This is a genomic window from Devosia submarina, assembly GCF_003056345.1.
In the GTDB taxonomy this organism is placed as follows: Bacteria; Pseudomonadota; Alphaproteobacteria; order Rhizobiales; family Devosiaceae; genus Devosia; species Devosia submarina.
Genome location: NZ_PYWB01000001.1, coordinates 370,700 through 388,717 on the forward strand (window position 1 = coordinate 370,700; position 18,018 = coordinate 388,717).

Genomic DNA, 18,018 nt, shown 5'->3' on the forward strand with positions numbered 1-18,018 from the left:
AAACAGCCCCATGCTCAGGACTTCGCCCTATCAGCCGCAGGCATGCCCAGCGCCAGCAGCGCCACGAACATGATAGCGTTGGCCTGTATCTCGAGGCTGAAATCGGCAAGCGAGTGCACAGCAGCAACGGTTACAACGCCAAACAACATGCAGCGGAACCGCCAGTCACTCGTGCTACCCCGCGGCGCCATGGCTGTTCGCCACACCAGGAGGGCAATAATCACCAGCGGCAAGCTGCCCCCGATAAGCCCCAACTCGCTCCACAAGGTGAGATAAGTATTGTGCGCCTTGTCCCAAAGCAGGTCCAGATTGACGGGAAGCTCGTGCACCAGGGGATAGGCAAGCTCGAATGATCCTCCGCCATAGCCGGTCAATGGGCGCAGACTGATGAGCGCAAGAACCTGCTGATAAAGATCGGTCCGCACCAGGGCGGAGCGCTCCACAGTCCCGAAGCGGTCGAACAGGGCCTGACCAAAGAGCGACAGGGCCAGTATGGTCGCGAGCACGCCCAGCAGCGTTGCTCCGATAATGATGGGCAAGGCGCGCGACGAGCGGGCCGCTGTTCCAACAATGGCAATAAGCGACCCCGCAAGGGCTGCTGCAAAACCCATGCGCGATTGGGTGGCCACGATCACCGCAAGCAGGAACACAAAGGCAAGGCTATAAAGCAGGATGGAACTGGTGCTGTGCTGGATTGGGCCATCATCATAATGGCGCTCGAGCCTGTCGGCCACATGCCGCGCCAGCTTGGACGCCGCAATCACGCTGCCGAACGCCAGAAACGTCGCATAGCTGTTGCGATTAACAAAGGTGCCGGTGGCAGACCCCTCATAAGCCCATTTGCTGAGCCCCAGGATCCAGTCGCCTGTATTGAGCGCCACAATGCCAAGAAGCGCATATCCAAGGCATGCAAAAAGGATGATGTTGAGCGCCCGTTCCCGACGGGCAGGATGGGCGGCAATCTGCAGAACCAGGAAGAACAGTGCCGCATAAGTGCACTGGCGCACCAGCATCAATATCGTTGAACCCGGATCAACGCTCAGCGTATCCGAAAACGCCACGATCCCCAGCCGCCCCTCAACCGGAAGACCGCCGAAAACACCGCCAAGAGGCAGCACCTGGATCACAAGCCAGACCAGCAGGGCGCCAAACAGGACCGCAGGCACTTTGAAATCGGCTACCGTCACGCGGAAGGGCTGGCGGCTGCGCTGCATCAGCAAGGCATAAACGGTGAGGGTGAGACCGAAATAAACGCCCCACACAGCCCAGGCGAGCGGGCGCGCGCTCCCCAATGGAACCGGCGAAAGCACAATCGCGATCAGAGAGGCCCAAAGGGCGAAGCCATTGGCTCGGCTGCGCAGATTCTGCCCCTTGACGCGATCACCGCTCGAGCGCCGTGCATGAACAACAATGCCGGACACTTCGCTGCTCATCGCGGCAGCATCCGGCGCAAGGTAGAGATGTAGCGCCGCTGATCCGCTTCGCTCATGTCCTGCAAAACGGCCGTGATGCGAGACCTGAACCCAACATCCCCGACATATTGCCGCGCAATATAGGGAATGCCCTTGTTGCTCTTGATCAGCATGGCCAGATCCTGATCATACAGGGGCCTGCTGGCCTCATTCAAATGCTCGTAATGAATATCGGCAATTTCGAAGCGCAGCCGACCGATCCATTGCTGGTTCGGCGCCGTCTGCTGCGAGGCCTTGAGATATTGGTTCATTTTGGGCCAGTCACCCGCCACAGCTGCCGCACGCGCGGCAATTGCCCATGCAAAGGAAAAGGTCGGCGCATCCGCCGCAATCCCTTCAGCGATATCGGCGCATTTCTGCGCAAGATCCTCGAACTTGATACTGGAAAGCACCATCAGCTCGAACGATTTTTCCGACCGCAGAGTGCGCTCGCAAGCCCGCAATACCTCGTTTCGGGTCGCGACACCGAGGCCCGTCGGATCGGCAGGCGAGCGCAGAGCAATCGAGGTGACGGCAGTGTTGGCATGAAGGAGGTAGGTTTTGCCCTCCTGGGCAAACGCCCACGCGCTCAAGCCAAGAAGCACGATGCCAAAAGCGGCCAGGGCTGGGGCAGCAAGACTGTTGCGCTGTGTCAATCAAGGGCCACAATAGATAACATTGGCCGCTTCATTATGCGTGAATTTGCTTATTGGCCACAGAATCTTTCGCCACCGTCAGGTTTATCACCGCCGATATTGATCCGGCGTATTGGCCGGATCAAACACTGACGAAATCTATAGCCATCTTCTTGTTAAAGACGGGCTAATCCGAACAGGACAGCGGCGAGAAGGCCCCAGCTGCCGGCCGCAAGGGAAATCACGATCCAGCCCCTCGGGATGCGCTCCAATAGAGCAGGGGCAGAGCCCTGCTGTGTGGCTTGTTGCTGCATCGTCATTCTCCCCGGCCGGGCTGCGCCTTAGCCAGCAACCCAGCGGTTGGGATCGGACGAAGACATAGAGCGAATGCGGTAGCCCGATGCGCGCAGCGTCTTGACCTTGTCGCTGAGATTGTCGAGCACATAGTCACCAGCGCTGGTCTTGACCACGAGAACCGCATGGGACTCGCCCCAGCGCGTCTTCGTAGTAGCAATGCGCAGCGATCCCGCCGGCACGCCCTTGCGGATCAGCTGGGCCCGCTTGGTCAGGACATAATCCTCGCAATCGCCCGAGCTGGCATTGACCTGCCAGCTATCACCACGATCATTGCGTGGCTTAATGGCAGCGTTGACGCTCCGGTTGACCTTGCTCAACACCGCAAGAAGATCGTTGGTCGCCGTCACCTGGCTAGCTGTGCCGCCACCGGCACATTGCCGCGGGCTCTTGGCGCAGAACACCTGCATGGCAAAGGGCGTGAGCGCTGCGGTATGCACCACGGGCCGTGCCGAAATATTTGTATGGGGCGCATAGGCCAAGGCTGCGCCGGAAGAGAAAAGCGTCAGCATGAAAGCGGCGCCGGTGAAGACAGAAGCCAATTTGTTGTTCATTTGAGCCATCCCTGAGTTGATGGCTTAAGCATGCCGGCCCCCTCTTGCCGCTTCGCATGCAATTTCCCTAAAATTTTAGACAAATGCCGCGGATCGATTGGGAGGGGACAACCCAACCAACAAAAAGCCTGCCCTTCTCTAGGGCCAACTGCTCAACACCGTCCGACGTGCACGCCAGTTCGTTGCTGAACGAAGCCATCGACTCCCACGTTTTCGAAGCATGCAGCATGTGCCAACTCTCTCCTGGTACAGGTGCTCGCCGGCCTTCTCTCACGCTTAATGGGCCGGCGGTTTGGTTATTGCCGCCTTCTATTATGGGCGGGAATTATCTGAGCCGAATACCGCTGGATATCGAAATACAGCCACGGCCGCCGCGCCAACAGGCCGATCTGGGGCGGTGTGGACCCAAGGATATGAAACCCCGAAAAGCATCGCCGACGCTCTCGCCCGAGCCCAGTGGCGCCTCCCCCTCGCGTCTTGCAGAAGGCCTGCCGTCTAGGCTGCTACGCCCCCCGGAACTCGGCGTCAGCAAAAGTCAGCCACCAGATTTAACCTTTATTAAGCGCGTCGCGCACACGCCTCGACACCACTGCCGATTGAAGCACTCGAGCGCACTCATTTCATCAATCGTTAAAAGGTTCCACGCTATCGATCATCAACCCAGATAGGGCCAGATTTCCAGAAGGAACACAAAGTGGCAGATATCAACCTCTCCAAAGCCGTCCGCTCCAACCTCGGGTCGCTGCAGAACACAGCGGCGCTGATGTCCAAGACCTCGGATCGCCTCTCGACCGGCAACAAGGTCAATACCGCCCTCGATAATCCGACTAACTTCTTCACCGCCTCGTCGCTGAACAGCCGCGCGGGCGACCTGAACAATCTGATGGACTCGATGGCTAACGGCATCAAGACCATCGAAGCTGCGAACAACGGCCTGACCTCGATCACCAAGAATCTAGAGTCGATGCAGTCCACCCTGCGCCAGGCTCGCCAGGATAAGTCTTTCCAGACTACTTCGCTCACGCTTGGTGCTAATCTTACTTCTGCACAAAATCTGAGCTTCGCCGGCGGGGCAATCGGTAGCACCCCCGTTACCATAGCTTTGGGCACCGCTGCCACGACCGGTACGCCAGCTGTGCCGGGCACGCCTGCTGGCGCTGATACCCCTGCAGTGACTTCTTCTGTCACCGGCGTTGGTGGTGCTGCTATCGATGCTGGAACTGCCGGTGACGTCGTCGTGACGGTGGGCACAACGGATTACACCGTTTCGCTTGATGCCGGTGATGACGCAGCTGCGGTTGCAGGTAAGATCAACGCGGAAGTTGGTTTTAACGTCGCTGATACTGATGGTGGTCAGCTACGTCTTCAGAACGCTGCTGGTACCGGCATCAGCATGGCTGACGCTACTGGCAACGTTGCCGGCACCACTGATCAGATTCTCGGCACTACACCTGCAGAAGTTGCGGGTTCTCCCCTGGTCGCGGGCACACCGGCTACCACCGGTACTCCAGCAGTTCCTGGAACTCCCGCGGCGGCTAAAACTGTTGATGAACTCGTCAATGAAATCAACAACAAGGCCGAACTCAAGGGCAAGGTCCGCGCGTCGAACGATGATGGCAAGCTGCGGATCGAAAATCTTTCTACTCAGGAACTTAACATCAACGGCGCGTCAAGCACCGGAGTAGTTGACGGAACGTCGAGCGGCGTCAACAAGGTAACAGGCAATACCGTACGTGCAGGTTTGGCCGAGCAGTTCAACGAGTTGCGTGATCAACTCGACAAGCTGTCAGACGATGCGTCGTTCAATGGTATCAACCTGCTTCGTGGCGACAAGTTGAAGATTACCTTCAATGAAACCGGAACCTCATCGATCGATATTCAGACTAAAGGCGAAAAGTCTGTAGATTCGACCAGCTTGAAGCTCAAGACCACCCTTCAGGCAAAGGATCTAGACAGCGATGCGAGTATCGACAAGTTCCTTGACGATGTGAAGACAGCTCTGAATGACGTTCGCTCTCAGTCTTCGGCTTTTGGCTCGAACCTGTCCATTGTTCAGAACCGTCAGGACTTCACCAAAGCCATGATCGACACGCTGGAAACAGGTGCTGGCAACCTCACCCTGGCCGACATGAACCAGGAAGCTGCCAATATGATGGCTCTTCAGACCCGTCAGTCGCTGGCTCAGTCGACCCTGTCGATGGCAAACCAGGCCGATCAGGGCGTGCTGCAGCTGCTCCGTTAATCGGCGCTGCAAACCAAACAGAAGGCGGGCTTCACGGCCCGCCTTTTTCTTTTCCGGCCCCATGAACAGGAAACCTGCCGGAGGCAGCAATACCACCTGGATCGCGTTCTGGTTGCTTTCATGCACCGCGATGGCGTCATCGATCGTTGGGTAGAAAATCAGATCGCCATTGTACGGTACGCCGCCGACTTAGCTGAACCGCTTCAGCAACCAGGAACTCGGCTGCAACCTCGTCGATCAAGTGCTAATCAAACTAGGCTCCTGACTGCCGTATTCCCTGCGAAGGCTCCTGATTTAACCTTTTGTGCCTTACCATACCCCGCTTCAAAGCGGCAGGGGACATCCGGAACAACAAAAAGCCCGGCCTTAAGAAAAGGCCGGGCTCGATTGGTCGGAGTAGAGTGATTCGAACACTCGACCCCCTGCTCCCGAAGCAGGTGCGCTACCAGGCTGCGCTATACTCCGTCAAAAGCAGCGAAATGCTAAGCTCGATGCTAACAGTCTGTTAGCACGAAGAGAGCATATGCGACCGCCGCGAGCGCTATATAGCCGCGCTTGCGACGCTGTTCAAGCATCACTCGCAAACCCTTCGTGACATGTTGCACCGCCCGTGCAAACCGTGTACGAACCGCGCCAGATTGGGGTGTCGCCAAGTGGTAAGGCACCGGTTTTTGGTACCGGCATTCCTAGGTTCGAATCCTAGCACCCCAGCCACTTGCCCATAATTCTTGGGCGCCGCACCAGCTGTTACAAGCTCTTCCATGTCGTGCTTTTGCATGACGGAACCGAATCTTCCAAGACTCAGCGCACAAGATGTTCCCGTAGCCGTGGCGCAAGCTATTATCGCAGCCTCGGGTAACTATCATGTCGTGGAGTTCAGAATAGTCTGCTTCCGGAATACCCACACTCGGAGCATCCAGCCTATCGTTTCACCGCAGCATTGGAGCCACCCACCACAACATGATCTTGCGCATCGTGCTTTGCTCGCCATAATTATTTATAAGTATTAGTCAGTGTTGTTCTCCCATATAGTACGCTTGGGCATGGAGAGACACAGAAGCTGAGTGGGGCAGGGTTGGAGTAGTGGAAGAAGCATTCACCAAGCCCAAGCGGAGCCGTAGCCGCACAAGGGGCGATACACCGCGTCGGGTCACCATGACGGACATAGCGCAGGCGGCAAATTGCTCGCAGGCGACCGTCAGCTTTGTTTTGAACCGCACGCCGGGCATAAAAATCTCTGCCCAGACCCGCGAACGGGTGATCGAGGCCGCGCGTGCTCTGGGCTATGCCGCGCCCAACTTTGCCCATGTCGAGCCCGCGCCAGCGCGCCCTCGCGTGGATGGGGTGATTGGCTTTGTCGTTGATCAGCTCGCAACCAGCCCGGAGGCAGTGGTCGCCATCGAGGGTGCCCGGCAGGCAAGCTGGAATGCAGGCAATGTCATTCTTGTCGCTCAGACCCTGTTTGATCCCGTGATGGGCGAGCGCACGGTACGGGCGCTTGTTGAGCAGGGCGCATCGGCCCTGATCTACATGGCGATCTTTACGCGCGAGATCGAGGCGCCGCCTTATCTATACGATCTAGACATTCCCGTGATCCTGCTCAACTGCTATACCGCAGATCACGCTTTTCCAGCAGTTATCCCAAGCGAAATCGCAGGAGGGCAGGGGGCCACCCGCCACCTCGTCGCTTTGGGTCATCGACGAATTGCGTGCATCACTGGAGAGCCCTGGATGCAGGCGGCGCAAGACCGGCTCAAGGGATATCGGCGGGCCTTGGCGACCGCCGACATTCCCTTTGATCCCAGCCTGGTGATCGAAGGCGATTGGTCGGCCAGCGCTGGCTATGCAGCAACAACCAAACTGCTCAAGCTCAAGGAACGCCCGACGGCAATCTTTTGCCAAAATGATCGCACTGCAATTGGCTGCTACGAGGCACTCAAGGAAGCAGGCTTGTCCATTCCGCGCGAAATGTCTGTCCTTGGCTATGACGACGAAGAAATCTCCCGCCACCTTCACCCGCAGCTGACCACGTCCATCTTGCCCCACCGCGCCATGGGCCAATGGTGCATCGAACAGCTTGACGCGCATACGCATGATAAAAGCAAGCGCTACCCGATCACCAAGCTGGAATGCCCACTGGTCGAGCGCTTTTCCTCGGGACCGCCGCTCAAATGAGGCGCGGTCCCGACCAGTTCGGAATTGTAAGAGATCAGTCGGCGCTGGAGAGGCGGACGATTTCCGAACTGCCCTGGCGGCTCTCGGTGACTACATAAACGGCGCCGTCCGGACCTTGCTTGACATCGCGCACGCGGGCGCCGACCGGCACGCGTTCCTCAAAGGCGACTAAGTCATTTTCCATATGTAGCACGACAACGTCTTGGGTCACGAGACCTCCAACAAGAAAAGCCTCTTGCCAATTGGCGAACTCATCACCTGTGTAGTAGGCCATCCCCGAGGGGGCGATCACCGGGTCCCAATAGTAGATCGGCTGCGTCGTTTCGGCATTGGCCGTAATGCCTTCGCCGATCGGCTCGCCGCTATAATCGATACCGTAGGTGACCTCAGGCCAACCATAATTCACGCCGGCCTCCGGCATGTTGAGCTCGTCCCCACCCTTGGGGCCATGCTCCACGGTCCATAGGCGGCCCTGTCCATCGAGGGTCGCCGATTGCATGTTGCGATGTCCAAGGCTCCAGATTTCAGGCAAGGCATTGGGTTCATCGATTAGCGGATTGTCGGGGAGGGGTTGCCCGTTCTGGTCGATGCGGAAGATTTTGCCCAAGCCGCTTGCGATATCCTGCGCCTGATCGCGGATCGGCGTATCCGAGCGTTCCCCTACTGTAACGAAAAGCTCACCGTCATTGCCAAAGACAAGGCGGGAACCGAAATGCTTGGTACCGTCATAGCTGGGGGTTTGTCGAAAGATGATCTCGACATCTTGGAGCTGTCCGCCACCGCTTTCATCCATGGCCAAGGTCGCCGAAGCGACCGAGGTTCCGTTGCCGCCGTCACGCGGCTCGGAAAACGAGAAGAAGATCTTGTTGCTGGTTTCATAGTCCGGCGCCAGGGCCACATCCAGCAGACCGCCCTGGCCACGCGCGTCAACTTCGGGAACGCCTTCGATCTCGGGACCAGGCTGACCATCGGGTCCGATGATCATCATCGCCCCGGATTTTGCCGTCACCAGCATGCGATCATCTGGCAAAAATTCCAGCGCCCACAATTGTGGGAGCCCGGTTGCTACGACCTCCTGTTCAACCTGCGCTGGGTCGGCCGGTTCTGGTGCCCGGGTCTGGTTGGGGAATTGCGGCTCCTGGCTTGGAGCGTTGGGCGGCTGCGTTTCGGCGGGTGTGTTTTGGGCCAAGGCCGGGTTGCTCATGGCAAGTGCAAGCACAAGCATGCTGGCACAATGTAGATGGTTGATCTTCATACAATATCTCCGTCAGTGAGAAGCGGGGCTCGCATCGTCGCGGGCGGCCTCATGCTCAACTGCGAAAGCGGACAGCCGGTTCGGCCGCTCCCAAGAACGTGTAAGCGGACAAACTTCAGGCGCCGGACATAAGCTCGCGAAAAGAAGCCGCAATGTCGCTGTGGCGATAGGGCTTGGAGAAGAACACCCCGCCATCCGGAAGATCGGTTATGTCGACGATACGGTGGCCGGATGTCACGACGATCCGCACCGGCGGCCAGCGCTTGCGGACGGCAGCTGAGAGCTTGAGGCCATCCATGCTTCCAGGCATGTCCACATCGGTGAACAGAATGGAAATGGCCGGATTGGTCTCGAGCAAAGCGATGGCTTCGTCAGCATTGGCAGCTTCAAGAACCGCGAAACCTTCGTCCTGCAGAAAATCCACCGTGCTCATGAGCACAAGCGGCTCATCGTCCACCACCAAGATCGTTATATCGGCCAAGTCCATCTACCCGCCTTGCCACTGTGCCCAAGCACTCACCGGATTGGTGGTGCGCAACGAGCAAGCAGGGAGAATGGATGCTTCACAATTGGGGTAGTTGGCAGCCCTTGAGGGCTGCCCTAAGTCAGCATCGCGTTGACGCGCGCAGCCAGTTCATCGTTCTGGAAGGGCTTGGCCAGCATGTCCATGCCGTCGCCCAGGAAACCGTCCCGATCCTGAACGCCATCGGCATAGCCCGTCACGAAAAGAATGGGGACGGACTGCCGTTTCTCGCGGGCGATCTCGGCCAGTTTGCGCCCGTTCAGCCCGGGCAAACCAACGTCGGACACGATCAGGTCGATCCGTCCATCTCCCTCGATATGGGGCAGGGCAGACCGCGCATCCTCGGCCTCCATGACATGGACGCCAAGGTCCTGGAGCACCTCAACGATGAGCATGCGAACCGCATCATCGTCCTCGATCACCAAGACCGTCTCTCCGTCCCATGTGCGGCTGTCGCGCGGGGGAATGTTCTGCTGTTCTGCAAGCGGCGCTAGTGCACGCCGCAGATAGAGCTCAATCCGCGTACCACGCCCGGGCTGGGAAACGATGTTTACATGCCCACCCGATTGCTTGACAAAGCCATAAACCATCGACAGTCCCAGCCCGGTGCCTTGGCCGATGGGCTTGGTAGTGAAAAACGGATCAAAAGCCTTGTTGATGACCTCCTCGGTCATGCCCTCGCCATTGTCGGCAACCGCGACAAGCACATATTCGCCGTCTTCGAGGCTGCCTCTGTGCTGGCCTGGGCCAACCAAAACGTTGGCGGTTTCTATCTGGAGTTTGCCGCCGCCGGGCATAGCGTCTCGGGCGTTGATCGCAAGATTGAGAACGGCGCTTTCGAGCTGGTTGCTGTCAGTTAGCCCGCGCCAAAGGTCGGTGCTGGAAGTGACCTCGAGCTCGATGTTTTCGCCCAGCGTACGATGAAGAAGATCTTCCATCGTTGTGATAACCGCAGCCACATCGACCGGTCGAACATCCAGTGTCTGCCGGCGGGAGAAGGCCAAGAGTCGTTGGGTCAGGGCCGCGGCGCGCTGGGCCGAAGAAATGGCCGCCTCCATGAAGCGGTCCAGGTCATCATAACGCTGCTTGCTGATCCGCCGGCTGATCACGTCGATGGCACCCATGATGCCGGCTAGAAGATTGTTGAAGTCATGCGCGATACCGCCGGTAAGCTGGCCGATCGCCTCCATTTTCTGCGACTGGCGCAAGGCCTCTTCCACATTTCGCACTCGCTCGGCAGCGGCTTTTTCCTCGGTGGTGTCGCGACCATTGCCATAGATAACGCCATTGTCGTCGGGCGTGATCGTCCAAGAAAACCAGCGATAGCTGCCGTCGATGTGGCGCAAGCGGTTTTCGAACTGGACCGACACCGTGGGCTTTGCCCGAGCCATCGTTGCGCCTGTCGCTTCGGCATCATCTGGATGCACCCAGTCGAGCAGGGGACGGCCGAGCACATCATCCACCTTGTCACCCAAGGTGCGTGCCCATGACGGGCTGACATCGCGCATTTTTCCGTCTGGACCAATAACGGCAAGGACGTCCTGCGAATTCTGCCACAGGAGGTGGCGCTCCATGGCTTGCTGTTCGACACTGGCCTGCAGCGAGGCTGTGCGATCAAGCAGAGCAAGCTCTGCCTTTTTCTCGCTAGTGATGTCCCGCACCACACCGAGGAAGCGTTGGCAAAGACCATCTTCAAAGATTGCACTGCCCGTGCTTTCGATCCAGGCTGAACCGCCTTGCGGCGTTACGATACGGAACTGTTCTGCAAAGTCGGGGCTCGCCAGCTGCGTCGTAGAACGGCGAATGGCCTGGTGAATGCGTTCCCGATCGTCGGCATGGAGCATGCTTAGGAATAGGGGATAGTCCAATTCCACCGAAGGACCGACGGCAAACATGGCTCGACATTTTTGATCCCAGCTGAGCTGCCCGGTTTGCGGATGATATTCCCAGCTCCCCAGCCGCGCAGCGCGTAGTGCAATGCGGCTGCCGATCTCGCTTGCCCTTAGGTCAGCTTCGATCTGCTGGCTGCGGCGGCGTTCCCGTGCTTCGCCGACGGCTCGCGCGACGGCCGAATGGAGGCGCCGCAGATTGCGCTTGGTGACATAGTCCACCGCGCCCTGGAGCAGGGCGTTGGTGGCGAAGTCCTCGCCCACCACGCCGGAAACAAAGATGAACGGCGTTTGAGGGCGACGCCCTCGGGCAATTTCCAGCGCAGCCAGACCATCGAAGTCCGGCAGCGAATAATCCGCCAGAATAACATCGTGCTCGCCTTTCAAAAGGCGCTCGAACTCCACCCGGCTGGTTGCCCGCTCGATCTCGAACGTCAGAGGTCCCGCTGCCAGATGAGTTTCCAGCAGCTCGGCGTCGATGTCACTATCTTCCAGCAGGAGGATGCGCAGGACCATCGGCTCAAAAAGGCGTTCAAACCTAGCGGTCATTCCAGCCCCGAGGCGGTGGCTCGTTCAGCACGGCCCAGAACATGCCCAGGTCCTGTATGGCCTCAAAGAAGACATTGAAGTCTACCGGCTTCACAACGAAAGCGTTGACGCCGTTCTCGTAGCTCGACAACACATCCCGCTCTTCGCGTGAGGAGGTCAGCATCACCACAGGGACATGCTTATGCGCAGGGTCGCTTTTAATTGTTTCGAGAACCTGCAGGCCATCGATTTTAGGCAGCTTAAGGTCGAGCAGCACCACCGCCGGGTGACCAGGGTCCCGATCCTTGTAGGCTCCGCGTGTGTAGATGTAGTCGAGCGCCTCGGCGCCGTCCCGGGCAATGACGATGTCATTGGCGAGCTGACATTTCGCCAGCGCAGCCAGTGTCAGCTCGAGATCGCGCGGGTTATCCTCGACCAGCAGGATCGGACGTAAATCAGGCATTCGGTTTGTCTCTTCCACCTTCCGGCAAAGTGAATGTAAAGGTGGCGCCTTCATCAACAGCACCCAGCGCCTCCACCTCCCCGCCATGGCGGTTGATGATGCGCTTGGTCAAGGCCAGTCCAATACCGGTACCGGCAAAATCTTCCGCCCGGTGCAGGCGCTGGAATACGCCAAAGAGCTTGTGAACATAGGCCATCTCGAAACCAACGCCGTTGTCGCGAACCCTGTATACGGTTTGTTGCCCGTCATTGGATCCCAAGATTTCAATAACAGCAGGATCGCGGCCAGTGCTGTACTTGATGGCGTTTTCCAAGAGATTAGCAAGTGCTTGGCGGATCAACGCCCCGTCGCCCCATGCTGGCGGCAGGTCTGCAATCTTCCACTGCACATTTCGGCCTTCCAAATCCGGTTCCAACGAGCGACGCACTTCGGCAACCAGCTTGTTCATATCGATGCGGGACTTGGCAACATTGGTGCGCCCGAGCTGCGAAAATGTCAGCAAATCGTCCACCAGCCGGCCAGCCGAGAGTGCCGAATCCACAATCGAGCGAAGATAGTGCCGCGACTTTTCATCCATGTTCTGTTCGCGGGCTGTCAGCAGTTCGGCATAGCCTACGATGTGGCGGAAGGGCGCCCTTAGGTCGTGCGAGACTGAATAGGAGAAAGACTCCAATTCCTTGTTGGAGCGTTCCAGCTCCTCGGTCATTTCGGCGCGTTCCTCTGCGCGCAACAGCACAAAATTGAGCAAGGCGTTCCGGAAGTCCTCGGCGCTTTCGATCTCGGCTTGCGTCCAGCTAATGGAGCGATGTCGCACCACTTCCTGCCACTGCTCAAACGATTTGCGCGGCGTTAGTCGCTCCTGCGGATCATCCGGCTTTCGAGGGTCGCCGCCCCAGGTCACCGTCCGCACCACTTCGGAGCGGAACCAGATGACATAGGACGGATGCAGTTGCGAAATGGAGATCGCGAGAATTCCGCTAGCGGTGTCGGCTATTGCACTGCCGCCGGGCCAAACGGCTGAAAGCTGGTCGGTGGCGAAGCGATCCTGCTTCTCGGATTTCAGAAAGGCCACAAGAGCCTCTATGGCGTGCCGGCTTGGGGTTTCCCCAACGCTTCGCATCCCATCTTCGGTGACGATCACCGCGCCTTGTGCATTGGTCAGCGACAGCCAGGCCGCCGCATGCTTGGACAATTCCTCGGGCAGCTTGTCAGCCCGTGAAAGCTTGGGAAGGAGCGTCGTTTCGTGCTGCTTGAGCGCGATCCGCTGCGCTGCGTGGGCACCACGCTGGAGCGAACTGATCTGGAGGGAGAAGATCTTCGCAATGAAATTGCAGGCCGAGCGGATCTGTAGCGGCACTCTGCGTGGTTTTTCATTGTGGCAGGAGATCAAACCCCAAAGCCTGCCATCGACGATGATGGAAATGGACATGGACGCGTACGTGCCCATGTTGCGCATATACTGCAGATGCACCGGCGAGACACTGCGCAGACCCGTGAAACTCAGATCGGTTGGCTGCCCATCAACCGGGCTGAGCAGCGGCACCAGGGGCACGGGCATGTAGTCGGCATCGGGAATGATGCGGAGTGGGCTCAGCCGGTAAAGTTCGCGCGCCTGACCGGGGATGTCGGATTCGGGAAAGCGCAGATCCAGATAAGAGGGCAGGGTACCATCGGTGCTTTGCGCTACAACGGTGCCGTGCCAATCAGGATCAAAGCTGTAGATCATGACTCGATTGTACCGCGTTACAGTACGCACTTGGTCCGCTACCGCACCGGCCACCGCCTTGATCTCGTCCAGCGGCAGGATGGCATCCGCAAAGGCCTCAAGCCGGGGGAACATCGCTTCAATAGAAGATGCTTCGCCCTGATCGAGGGGCTCGAACTCCAATACGGCCCCTTGCGGCATATGGTGGCCGCTGATGTTGAAAAGGCCCCCGTCTCTTTCAAAAGACTGCAGCAAATTGGAGCCATCGGCCAGCCGCACCCAATCCAGCACATAGCCATCAAGCTCCAGAACGGCGCCTGCCACGTAACCCGGCCCAAGCAGATCAGTGGCATTGGCGCTCGCCTGCAGAATACGTAGGCTCTGTGGCTCCACCACCAGCACGGCGCCATGCGGCTGTATACCACCAGGAATACGGATCGGCTCGGCGGCGCAATTGTCGATCTGCGCGTTGGTTAGGCCCGTCAAGACACTGCCTCCCGGGCAAATGCACTCTCGAGCATAGTAAAGGTCTCGTTCGCGCCGTGAATCACGCCGTTGGCATCGGCGGGGGGAATATCCAAAAGCTCATCCTGAAAAAGGGACCACATGGCGCCGGTCTGGGGCCCATAGGGGTCAAAATAGTTCGGGCTCTTCAGCGGCCAGTCTGCAGTTTTTTGAAGCGCCCTGGAGATCAACTTGCCACCCAGTGTTGACCCTTCCATGACGTAGAGCGCCCCAAAGGCTTCTGCCTTGTGGTGCGGTAGCCAAAGCGGAGCAAATGATCTCCGCTCAGGGGCGCGCCCGAGCTTGGTTAGGTCTGCCTCAAGAAGCGCGAGGCGCGAGCGCTCCTGTAGCCGCGCCGGTAACAGCGCCAGCATGGCTGGCTCGAAGACGGTGAGCACACGATGGAAGTTCTCTAGCATGGCGATGGCGCTCGCAGCGCTTGGGCGGTGGAGGTCAAAGCCGGTAGCGGCCTCTAGTCTGGCATGCGCTTCAGCGGTTTCGACGCGCAACCGACGGGTCAGGCTTGAGGCAATATTCGGCTGAGTCAACGGAGCCTCAAGTCGTTCAAGAGGGAGGTCATCATAGCGTAGTGCCATGATCGGGTTCTGTGCAATTGGCAATAACGCCCCTGCCACCCCACTGGAAATAACAAGGCTTTGTTTTTCGTTCCCTCATAAAGGAACAAGATTGGACGAAAAAGCCCGTTCGAAGGCTGGCTATGCAAAGCCATGGTGTGTGAAACTATCGAGAATCGAAACATCGGCCAGCATGCGAACGCGGACCAACCGCGCCTGAGTCTGGCGCAGAGGTGAATTATGCACGTCTTGATTATTGGTGCGGCCGGCATGCTCGGGCGCAAGCTGACCGCGCAATTGGTCAGCGCCGGAACCTTGGGCGACAAGGCAATTGAAGCACTGACCCTTGCCGATATCGTGAAGCCTACAAGTCCAGTGGGGTTCGGCGGCAAGGTCACTGAACTCGTTCTAGACCTGGCTTCGCCATCCAGCGCCCAGCAGGTGATCGCCTCACGTCCAGACGTCATTTTCCATTTGGCAGCTGTTGTCTCTGGGGAGGCGGAGGCTGACTTCGAGAAAGGCTACAGAAGCAATCTGGGAGGAAGTGGCGCGCTGTTTGAGGCGATCCGGACGGAGGGGCAGAAGCAGCCTTACTGCCCGCGGGTTGTATTCTGTTCGTCCATAGCGGTATTCGGCCCGCCTTTTGCCGAGCCGATCCACGATGATTTCATCACTGCACCACAAACCAGTTACGGCACGCAGAAAGCGATGACGGAACTTCTTCTGGCCGACTACAGCCGGCGCGGCTTCTTTGACGGCATAGGCATCCGCCTGCCCACGATATGCGTGCGTCCAGGCACCCCCAATGCTGCCGCATCGGGTTTCTTTTCCAACATCCTGCGCGAGCCGCTGATCGGGCAGGAAGCTGTTCTGCCGGTGGACGAAAGCGTGCGCCATTGGTTTACCAGTCCACGCTCCGCCGTGGGCTTCCTCGTCCATGGCGCGACGATCGATATCGAGTCATTGGGCACGCGGCGCACCCTCAACATGCCCGGCCTTTCCGCCACTGTTGCCGATCAGATCGAGGCCCTGCGAGCCGCCGCAGGCGAGAAGGCAGTCAAATTGATCCGCCGGGAACCTGATCCGCGCATCATTAAATTTGTAGATGGCTGGCCCTACAATTTCGCACCCGAAAGAGCCCTAGCCCTGGGCTTCAAGGCCGAGACCTCATTTGCAGAAATCATCCAAGCCCATATTGAGGACGAACTCGGGGGGGCGTTGCCATGAGCCAACCCATCGCCCTAGTGACCGGCGCCGGGACGGGCGTTGGAAAGGCTATCACTGGCGCTCTGCTCAAGGCCGGCTATGCCGTGGCCATGACCGGCCGCCGCAGCGAAGTGCTCGAGGCTGCTGCTAGCGAGTTTGCTGGCGAAACCCTTGTTTACCCAGCTGACATCGGCAACAGCGAGGAAGTGGATGCATTGTTTGCTGCGGTGGTTGCCCGATATGGACGGCTGGACCTGCTGGTGAATAATGCCGGCATGTCCGCACCCGCGGTGCCCATTAATGAACTCGATGTTTCGGTCTGGCATCAGGTGGTGGGCGCAAACCTGACGGGTGCCTTCCTGTGCACCCGGGCCGCTTTCCGGCAGATGAAGCGGCAAGATCCTCAGGGCGGCCGCATCATCAACAATGGCTCCATTTCGTCCATGACGCCGCGGCCGCACTCGGCGCCTTATACCGCCACCAAACACGCCATTACGGGCCTTACTAAATCATCGGCGCTAGACGGCCGCCCCTTCAACATCGCTTGCGGGCAGATCGACATTGGCAATGCGGCAACGGACATGACCAGCGCCATGTCCAAGGGCGTGCTGCAAGCCGATGGCTCGACGGCAGCCGAGCCGACCATGGATGTGACCTTGGTGGCCGATGCCGTCCTCAACATGGCGCGGCTCCCCCTCTCAGCCAATGTGCTGTCCATGACCATCATGGCAACCAAAATGCCCTTCGTCGGCCGCGGCTGACTGGCGCTTTTCTTATATTCAACCGCAATAACTGGGATCACACATGGACAAGTTGGGTATCGGCATTGTTGGGCTGGGAAACATTTCCGCGGCCTATCTCAAGGCGAGCACGCATTTCCCTATTCTCGATATCCGCGCCGTTGCCGACATGAATCCGGCCGCTGCCAAGGCGCGGGCGGACGAATTTGGGCTCAAGGCCGTCGGTGTGGATGAGCTTTTTGCTGATCCGTCCATCGACATCATCCTTAATCTGACTATCCCCAAGGCCCATGTGGAAGTTGGCCTGCGGGCAATCGAAGCCGGCAAGCACGTTTATTCCGAAAAACCACTCGGCATCGCCTTTGCAGAAGGTCAAAAGCTGATCGCGGCTGCCAAGGCCAAAGGCTTGCGCGTCGGCTCGGCTCCCGACACCTTCCTGGGCGGTGCACACCAAACATCGCGTCGCATCGTCGATGAAGACACGCTTGGGCAGATGGTTGGTGGCACGGCCTATTTCATGTGCCCTGGTCATGAGCGTTGGCACCCGAACCCCGCCTTTTACTACGAAGTGGGCGGCGGCCCGATGCTCGACATGGGACCCTATTATATCACCGATCTGGTCAATCTGCTTGGCCCTGTAGCCAAGGTCTCCGGCGTGGGCTCCATGCTTCGCAACACGCGCACCATCACGGCCAAGGAACGTGCGGGCGAAATCATCCCGGTGCATGTGCCGACACACGTTTCGGGCACGCTAATTTTCCAGAGCGGCGCCGTTGTTCAGGTCACAATGAGCTTCGACGTGGCGGGGCACAAGCATGTGCCGCTGGAAATATACGGCACTGAAGGGAGCCTCGTTGTGCCAGATCCGAACTTCTTTGGTGGACAGATAGAACTGCTCAAAAAGGGCGGCGAATGGCAAAGGGTTGACACCGATATGCCCTATGCCGACGGAAATTACCGTTCCATTGGTCTCGCCGATATGGCGCATGCTATCGCAAGTGACCGCCCCCACCGCGCGAACGGAGACCTGGCGCTCCATGTTCTTGAAGTTATGGAGGCCTTTGATGTTTCGTCTCGGACGGGACAGGTCGTAAATATTTCAACACCCGTGGAACGGCCTATCCCCTTGGCCCATTCGCTAAGCAACGGAAAACTGGCCTAAGACAGGGTGGCTGACGAGCCGTTCACAGCGGCGTGAGCTATAACCATGTTGCATGCC

General features: G+C 58.5%; 14 protein-coding genes and 2 tRNA genes. 6 read left to right on the forward strand and 10 right to left on the reverse strand.

Translation table 11 applies throughout. The features are described from left to right. Window positions 1–14: 14 nt before the first annotated feature. From DDE77_RS01665 to DDE77_RS01675, 3 genes are all read right to left on the reverse strand, one after another. On the reverse strand, window positions 15–1,433 hold the full coding sequence (locus DDE77_RS01665; protein WP_108395683.1) for an O-antigen ligase family protein: 1,419 nt from the start codon (window positions 1,431–1,433) through the stop codon (window positions 15–17). Continuing rightward, on the reverse strand, window positions 1,430–2,107 hold the full coding sequence (locus DDE77_RS01670; protein WP_108395684.1) for a hypothetical protein: 678 nt from the start codon (window positions 2,105–2,107) through the stop codon (window positions 1,430–1,432). Before DDE77_RS01670 ends, DDE77_RS01665 begins: the two co-directional genes overlap by 4 nt. A gap of 320 nt (window positions 2,108–2,427) precedes the next feature. Next, the gene (locus DDE77_RS01675) at window positions 2,428–2,994 is read right to left on the reverse strand and encodes a transglutaminase-like cysteine peptidase (protein WP_157959603.1); all 567 of its coding nucleotides are present in this window, start codon (window positions 2,992–2,994) and stop codon (window positions 2,428–2,430) included. A 694-nt stretch (window positions 2,995–3,688) separates the two neighbouring features. Between DDE77_RS01675 and DDE77_RS01680 the strand changes: the two genes are divergently transcribed. Further along, entirely contained in the window at window positions 3,689–5,236 is a 1,548-nt protein-coding gene (locus DDE77_RS01680) for a flagellin N-terminal helical domain-containing protein (RefSeq protein WP_108395686.1), read from the forward strand. 388 nt (window positions 5,237–5,624) lie between these two features. Here the strand turns inward: DDE77_RS01680 and DDE77_RS01685 are convergent. Next, a tRNA-Pro gene (locus DDE77_RS01685) sits at window positions 5,625–5,701 on the reverse strand. A gap of 174 nt (window positions 5,702–5,875) precedes the next feature. Between DDE77_RS01685 and DDE77_RS01690 the strand changes: the two genes are divergently transcribed. Next, window positions 5,876–5,950 (forward strand) — tRNA-Gln (locus DDE77_RS01690). A gap of 369 nt (window positions 5,951–6,319) precedes the next feature. Continuing rightward, entirely contained in the window at window positions 6,320–7,411 is a 1,092-nt protein-coding gene (locus DDE77_RS01695; protein WP_245895049.1) for a LacI family DNA-binding transcriptional regulator, read from the forward strand. A 34-nt stretch (window positions 7,412–7,445) separates the two neighbouring features. Here the strand turns inward: DDE77_RS01695 and DDE77_RS01700 are convergent, their stop codons facing one another. The 6 genes from DDE77_RS01700 to DDE77_RS01725 all read right to left on the reverse strand — a co-directional run bounded on the left by DDE77_RS01700 (window position 7,446) and on the right by DDE77_RS01725 (window position 14,826). After that, the gene (locus tag DDE77_RS01700; protein ID WP_108395687.1) at window positions 7,446–8,666 is read right to left on the reverse strand and encodes a PQQ-dependent sugar dehydrogenase; all 1,221 of its coding nucleotides are present in this window, start codon (window positions 8,664–8,666) and stop codon (window positions 7,446–7,448) included. Window positions 8,667–8,781: 115 nt separating this feature from the next. Further along, window positions 8,782–9,153 (reverse strand): response regulator, encoded by a 372-nt coding sequence (locus DDE77_RS01705; protein ID WP_108395688.1) that lies wholly within the window; start codon window positions 9,151–9,153, stop codon window positions 8,782–8,784. 113 nt (window positions 9,154–9,266) lie between these two features. Continuing rightward, window positions 9,267–11,627 carry a response regulator gene (locus DDE77_RS01710; RefSeq protein WP_108395689.1) on the reverse strand — a complete coding sequence of 787 codons (2,361 nt, stop codon included), beginning with the start codon at window positions 11,625–11,627 and terminating at the stop codon, window positions 9,267–9,269. Continuing rightward, window positions 11,617–12,069, reverse strand: coding sequence for a response regulator (locus DDE77_RS01715; RefSeq protein ID WP_108395690.1), 453 nt, complete (start codon window positions 12,067–12,069; stop codon window positions 11,617–11,619). The genes DDE77_RS01710 and DDE77_RS01715 overlap by 11 nt, the downstream gene beginning before the upstream one ends. Further along, a complete protein-coding gene (locus DDE77_RS01720) occupies window positions 12,062–14,260 on the reverse strand; it encodes an ATP-binding protein (RefSeq protein ID WP_108395691.1) in 2,199 nt (732 codons plus the stop codon). Before DDE77_RS01720 ends, DDE77_RS01715 begins: the two co-directional genes overlap by 8 nt. Next, complete coding sequence (locus DDE77_RS01725) at window positions 14,257–14,826, reverse strand: biliverdin-producing heme oxygenase (protein WP_157959604.1); 570 nt, start codon at window positions 14,824–14,826, stop codon at window positions 14,257–14,259. The genes DDE77_RS01720 and DDE77_RS01725 overlap by 4 nt, the downstream gene beginning before the upstream one ends. Before the next feature lie 267 nt (window positions 14,827–15,093). Between DDE77_RS01725 and denD the strand changes: the two genes are divergently transcribed. From denD to DDE77_RS01740, 3 genes are read left to right on the forward strand one after another with little or no spacing between them, the layout of a single operon-like run. After that, window positions 15,094–16,080: a D-erythronate dehydrogenase gene (denD, locus tag DDE77_RS01730; RefSeq protein WP_108395693.1), complete on the forward strand. Its 987-nt coding sequence runs from the start codon at window positions 15,094–15,096 to the stop codon at window positions 16,078–16,080. Continuing rightward, window positions 16,077–16,820 (forward strand): SDR family oxidoreductase, encoded by a 744-nt coding sequence (locus DDE77_RS01735; RefSeq protein ID WP_108395694.1) that lies wholly within the window; start codon window positions 16,077–16,079, stop codon window positions 16,818–16,820. The genes denD and DDE77_RS01735 overlap by 4 nt, the downstream gene beginning before the upstream one ends. 43 nt (window positions 16,821–16,863) lie before the next feature. After that, the gene (locus tag DDE77_RS01740; RefSeq protein ID WP_108395695.1) at window positions 16,864–17,961 is read left to right on the forward strand and encodes a Gfo/Idh/MocA family protein; all 1,098 of its coding nucleotides are present in this window, start codon (window positions 16,864–16,866) and stop codon (window positions 17,959–17,961) included. The last annotated feature ends 57 nt before the right edge of the window (window positions 17,962–18,018 follow it).

What these genes read in the sequence shown, in the direction of transcription:
- DDE77_RS01665 (WP_108395683.1), bottom strand. Translation starts at nt 1,433, where the DNA reads ATGAGCAGCGAAGTGTCCGGCATTGTTGTTCATGCACGGCGCTCGAGC.
- DDE77_RS01675 (WP_157959603.1), bottom strand. Translation starts at nt 2,994, where the DNA reads ATGAACAACAAATTGGCTTCTGTCTTCACCGGCGCCGCTTTCATGCTG.
- DDE77_RS01700 (WP_108395687.1), bottom strand. Translation starts at nt 8,666, where the DNA reads ATGAAGATCAACCATCTACATTGTGCCAGCATGCTTGTGCTTGCACTT.
- DDE77_RS01705 (WP_108395688.1), bottom strand. Translation starts at nt 9,153, where the DNA reads ATGGACTTGGCCGATATAACGATCTTGGTGGTGGACGATGAGCCGCTT.
- DDE77_RS01710 (WP_108395689.1), bottom strand. Translation starts at nt 11,627, where the DNA reads ATGACCGCTAGGTTTGAACGCCTTTTTGAGCCGATGGTCCTGCGCATC.
- DDE77_RS01715 (WP_108395690.1), bottom strand. Translation starts at nt 12,069, where the DNA reads ATGCCTGATTTACGTCCGATCCTGCTGGTCGAGGATAACCCGCGCGAT.
- denD (WP_108395693.1), top strand. Translation starts at nt 15,094, where the DNA reads ATGCACGTCTTGATTATTGGTGCGGCCGGCATGCTCGGGCGCAAGCTG.
- DDE77_RS01735 (WP_108395694.1), top strand. Translation starts at nt 16,077, where the DNA reads ATGAGCCAACCCATCGCCCTAGTGACCGGCGCCGGGACGGGCGTTGGA.
- DDE77_RS01740 (WP_108395695.1), top strand. Translation starts at nt 16,864, where the DNA reads ATGGACAAGTTGGGTATCGGCATTGTTGGGCTGGGAAACATTTCCGCG.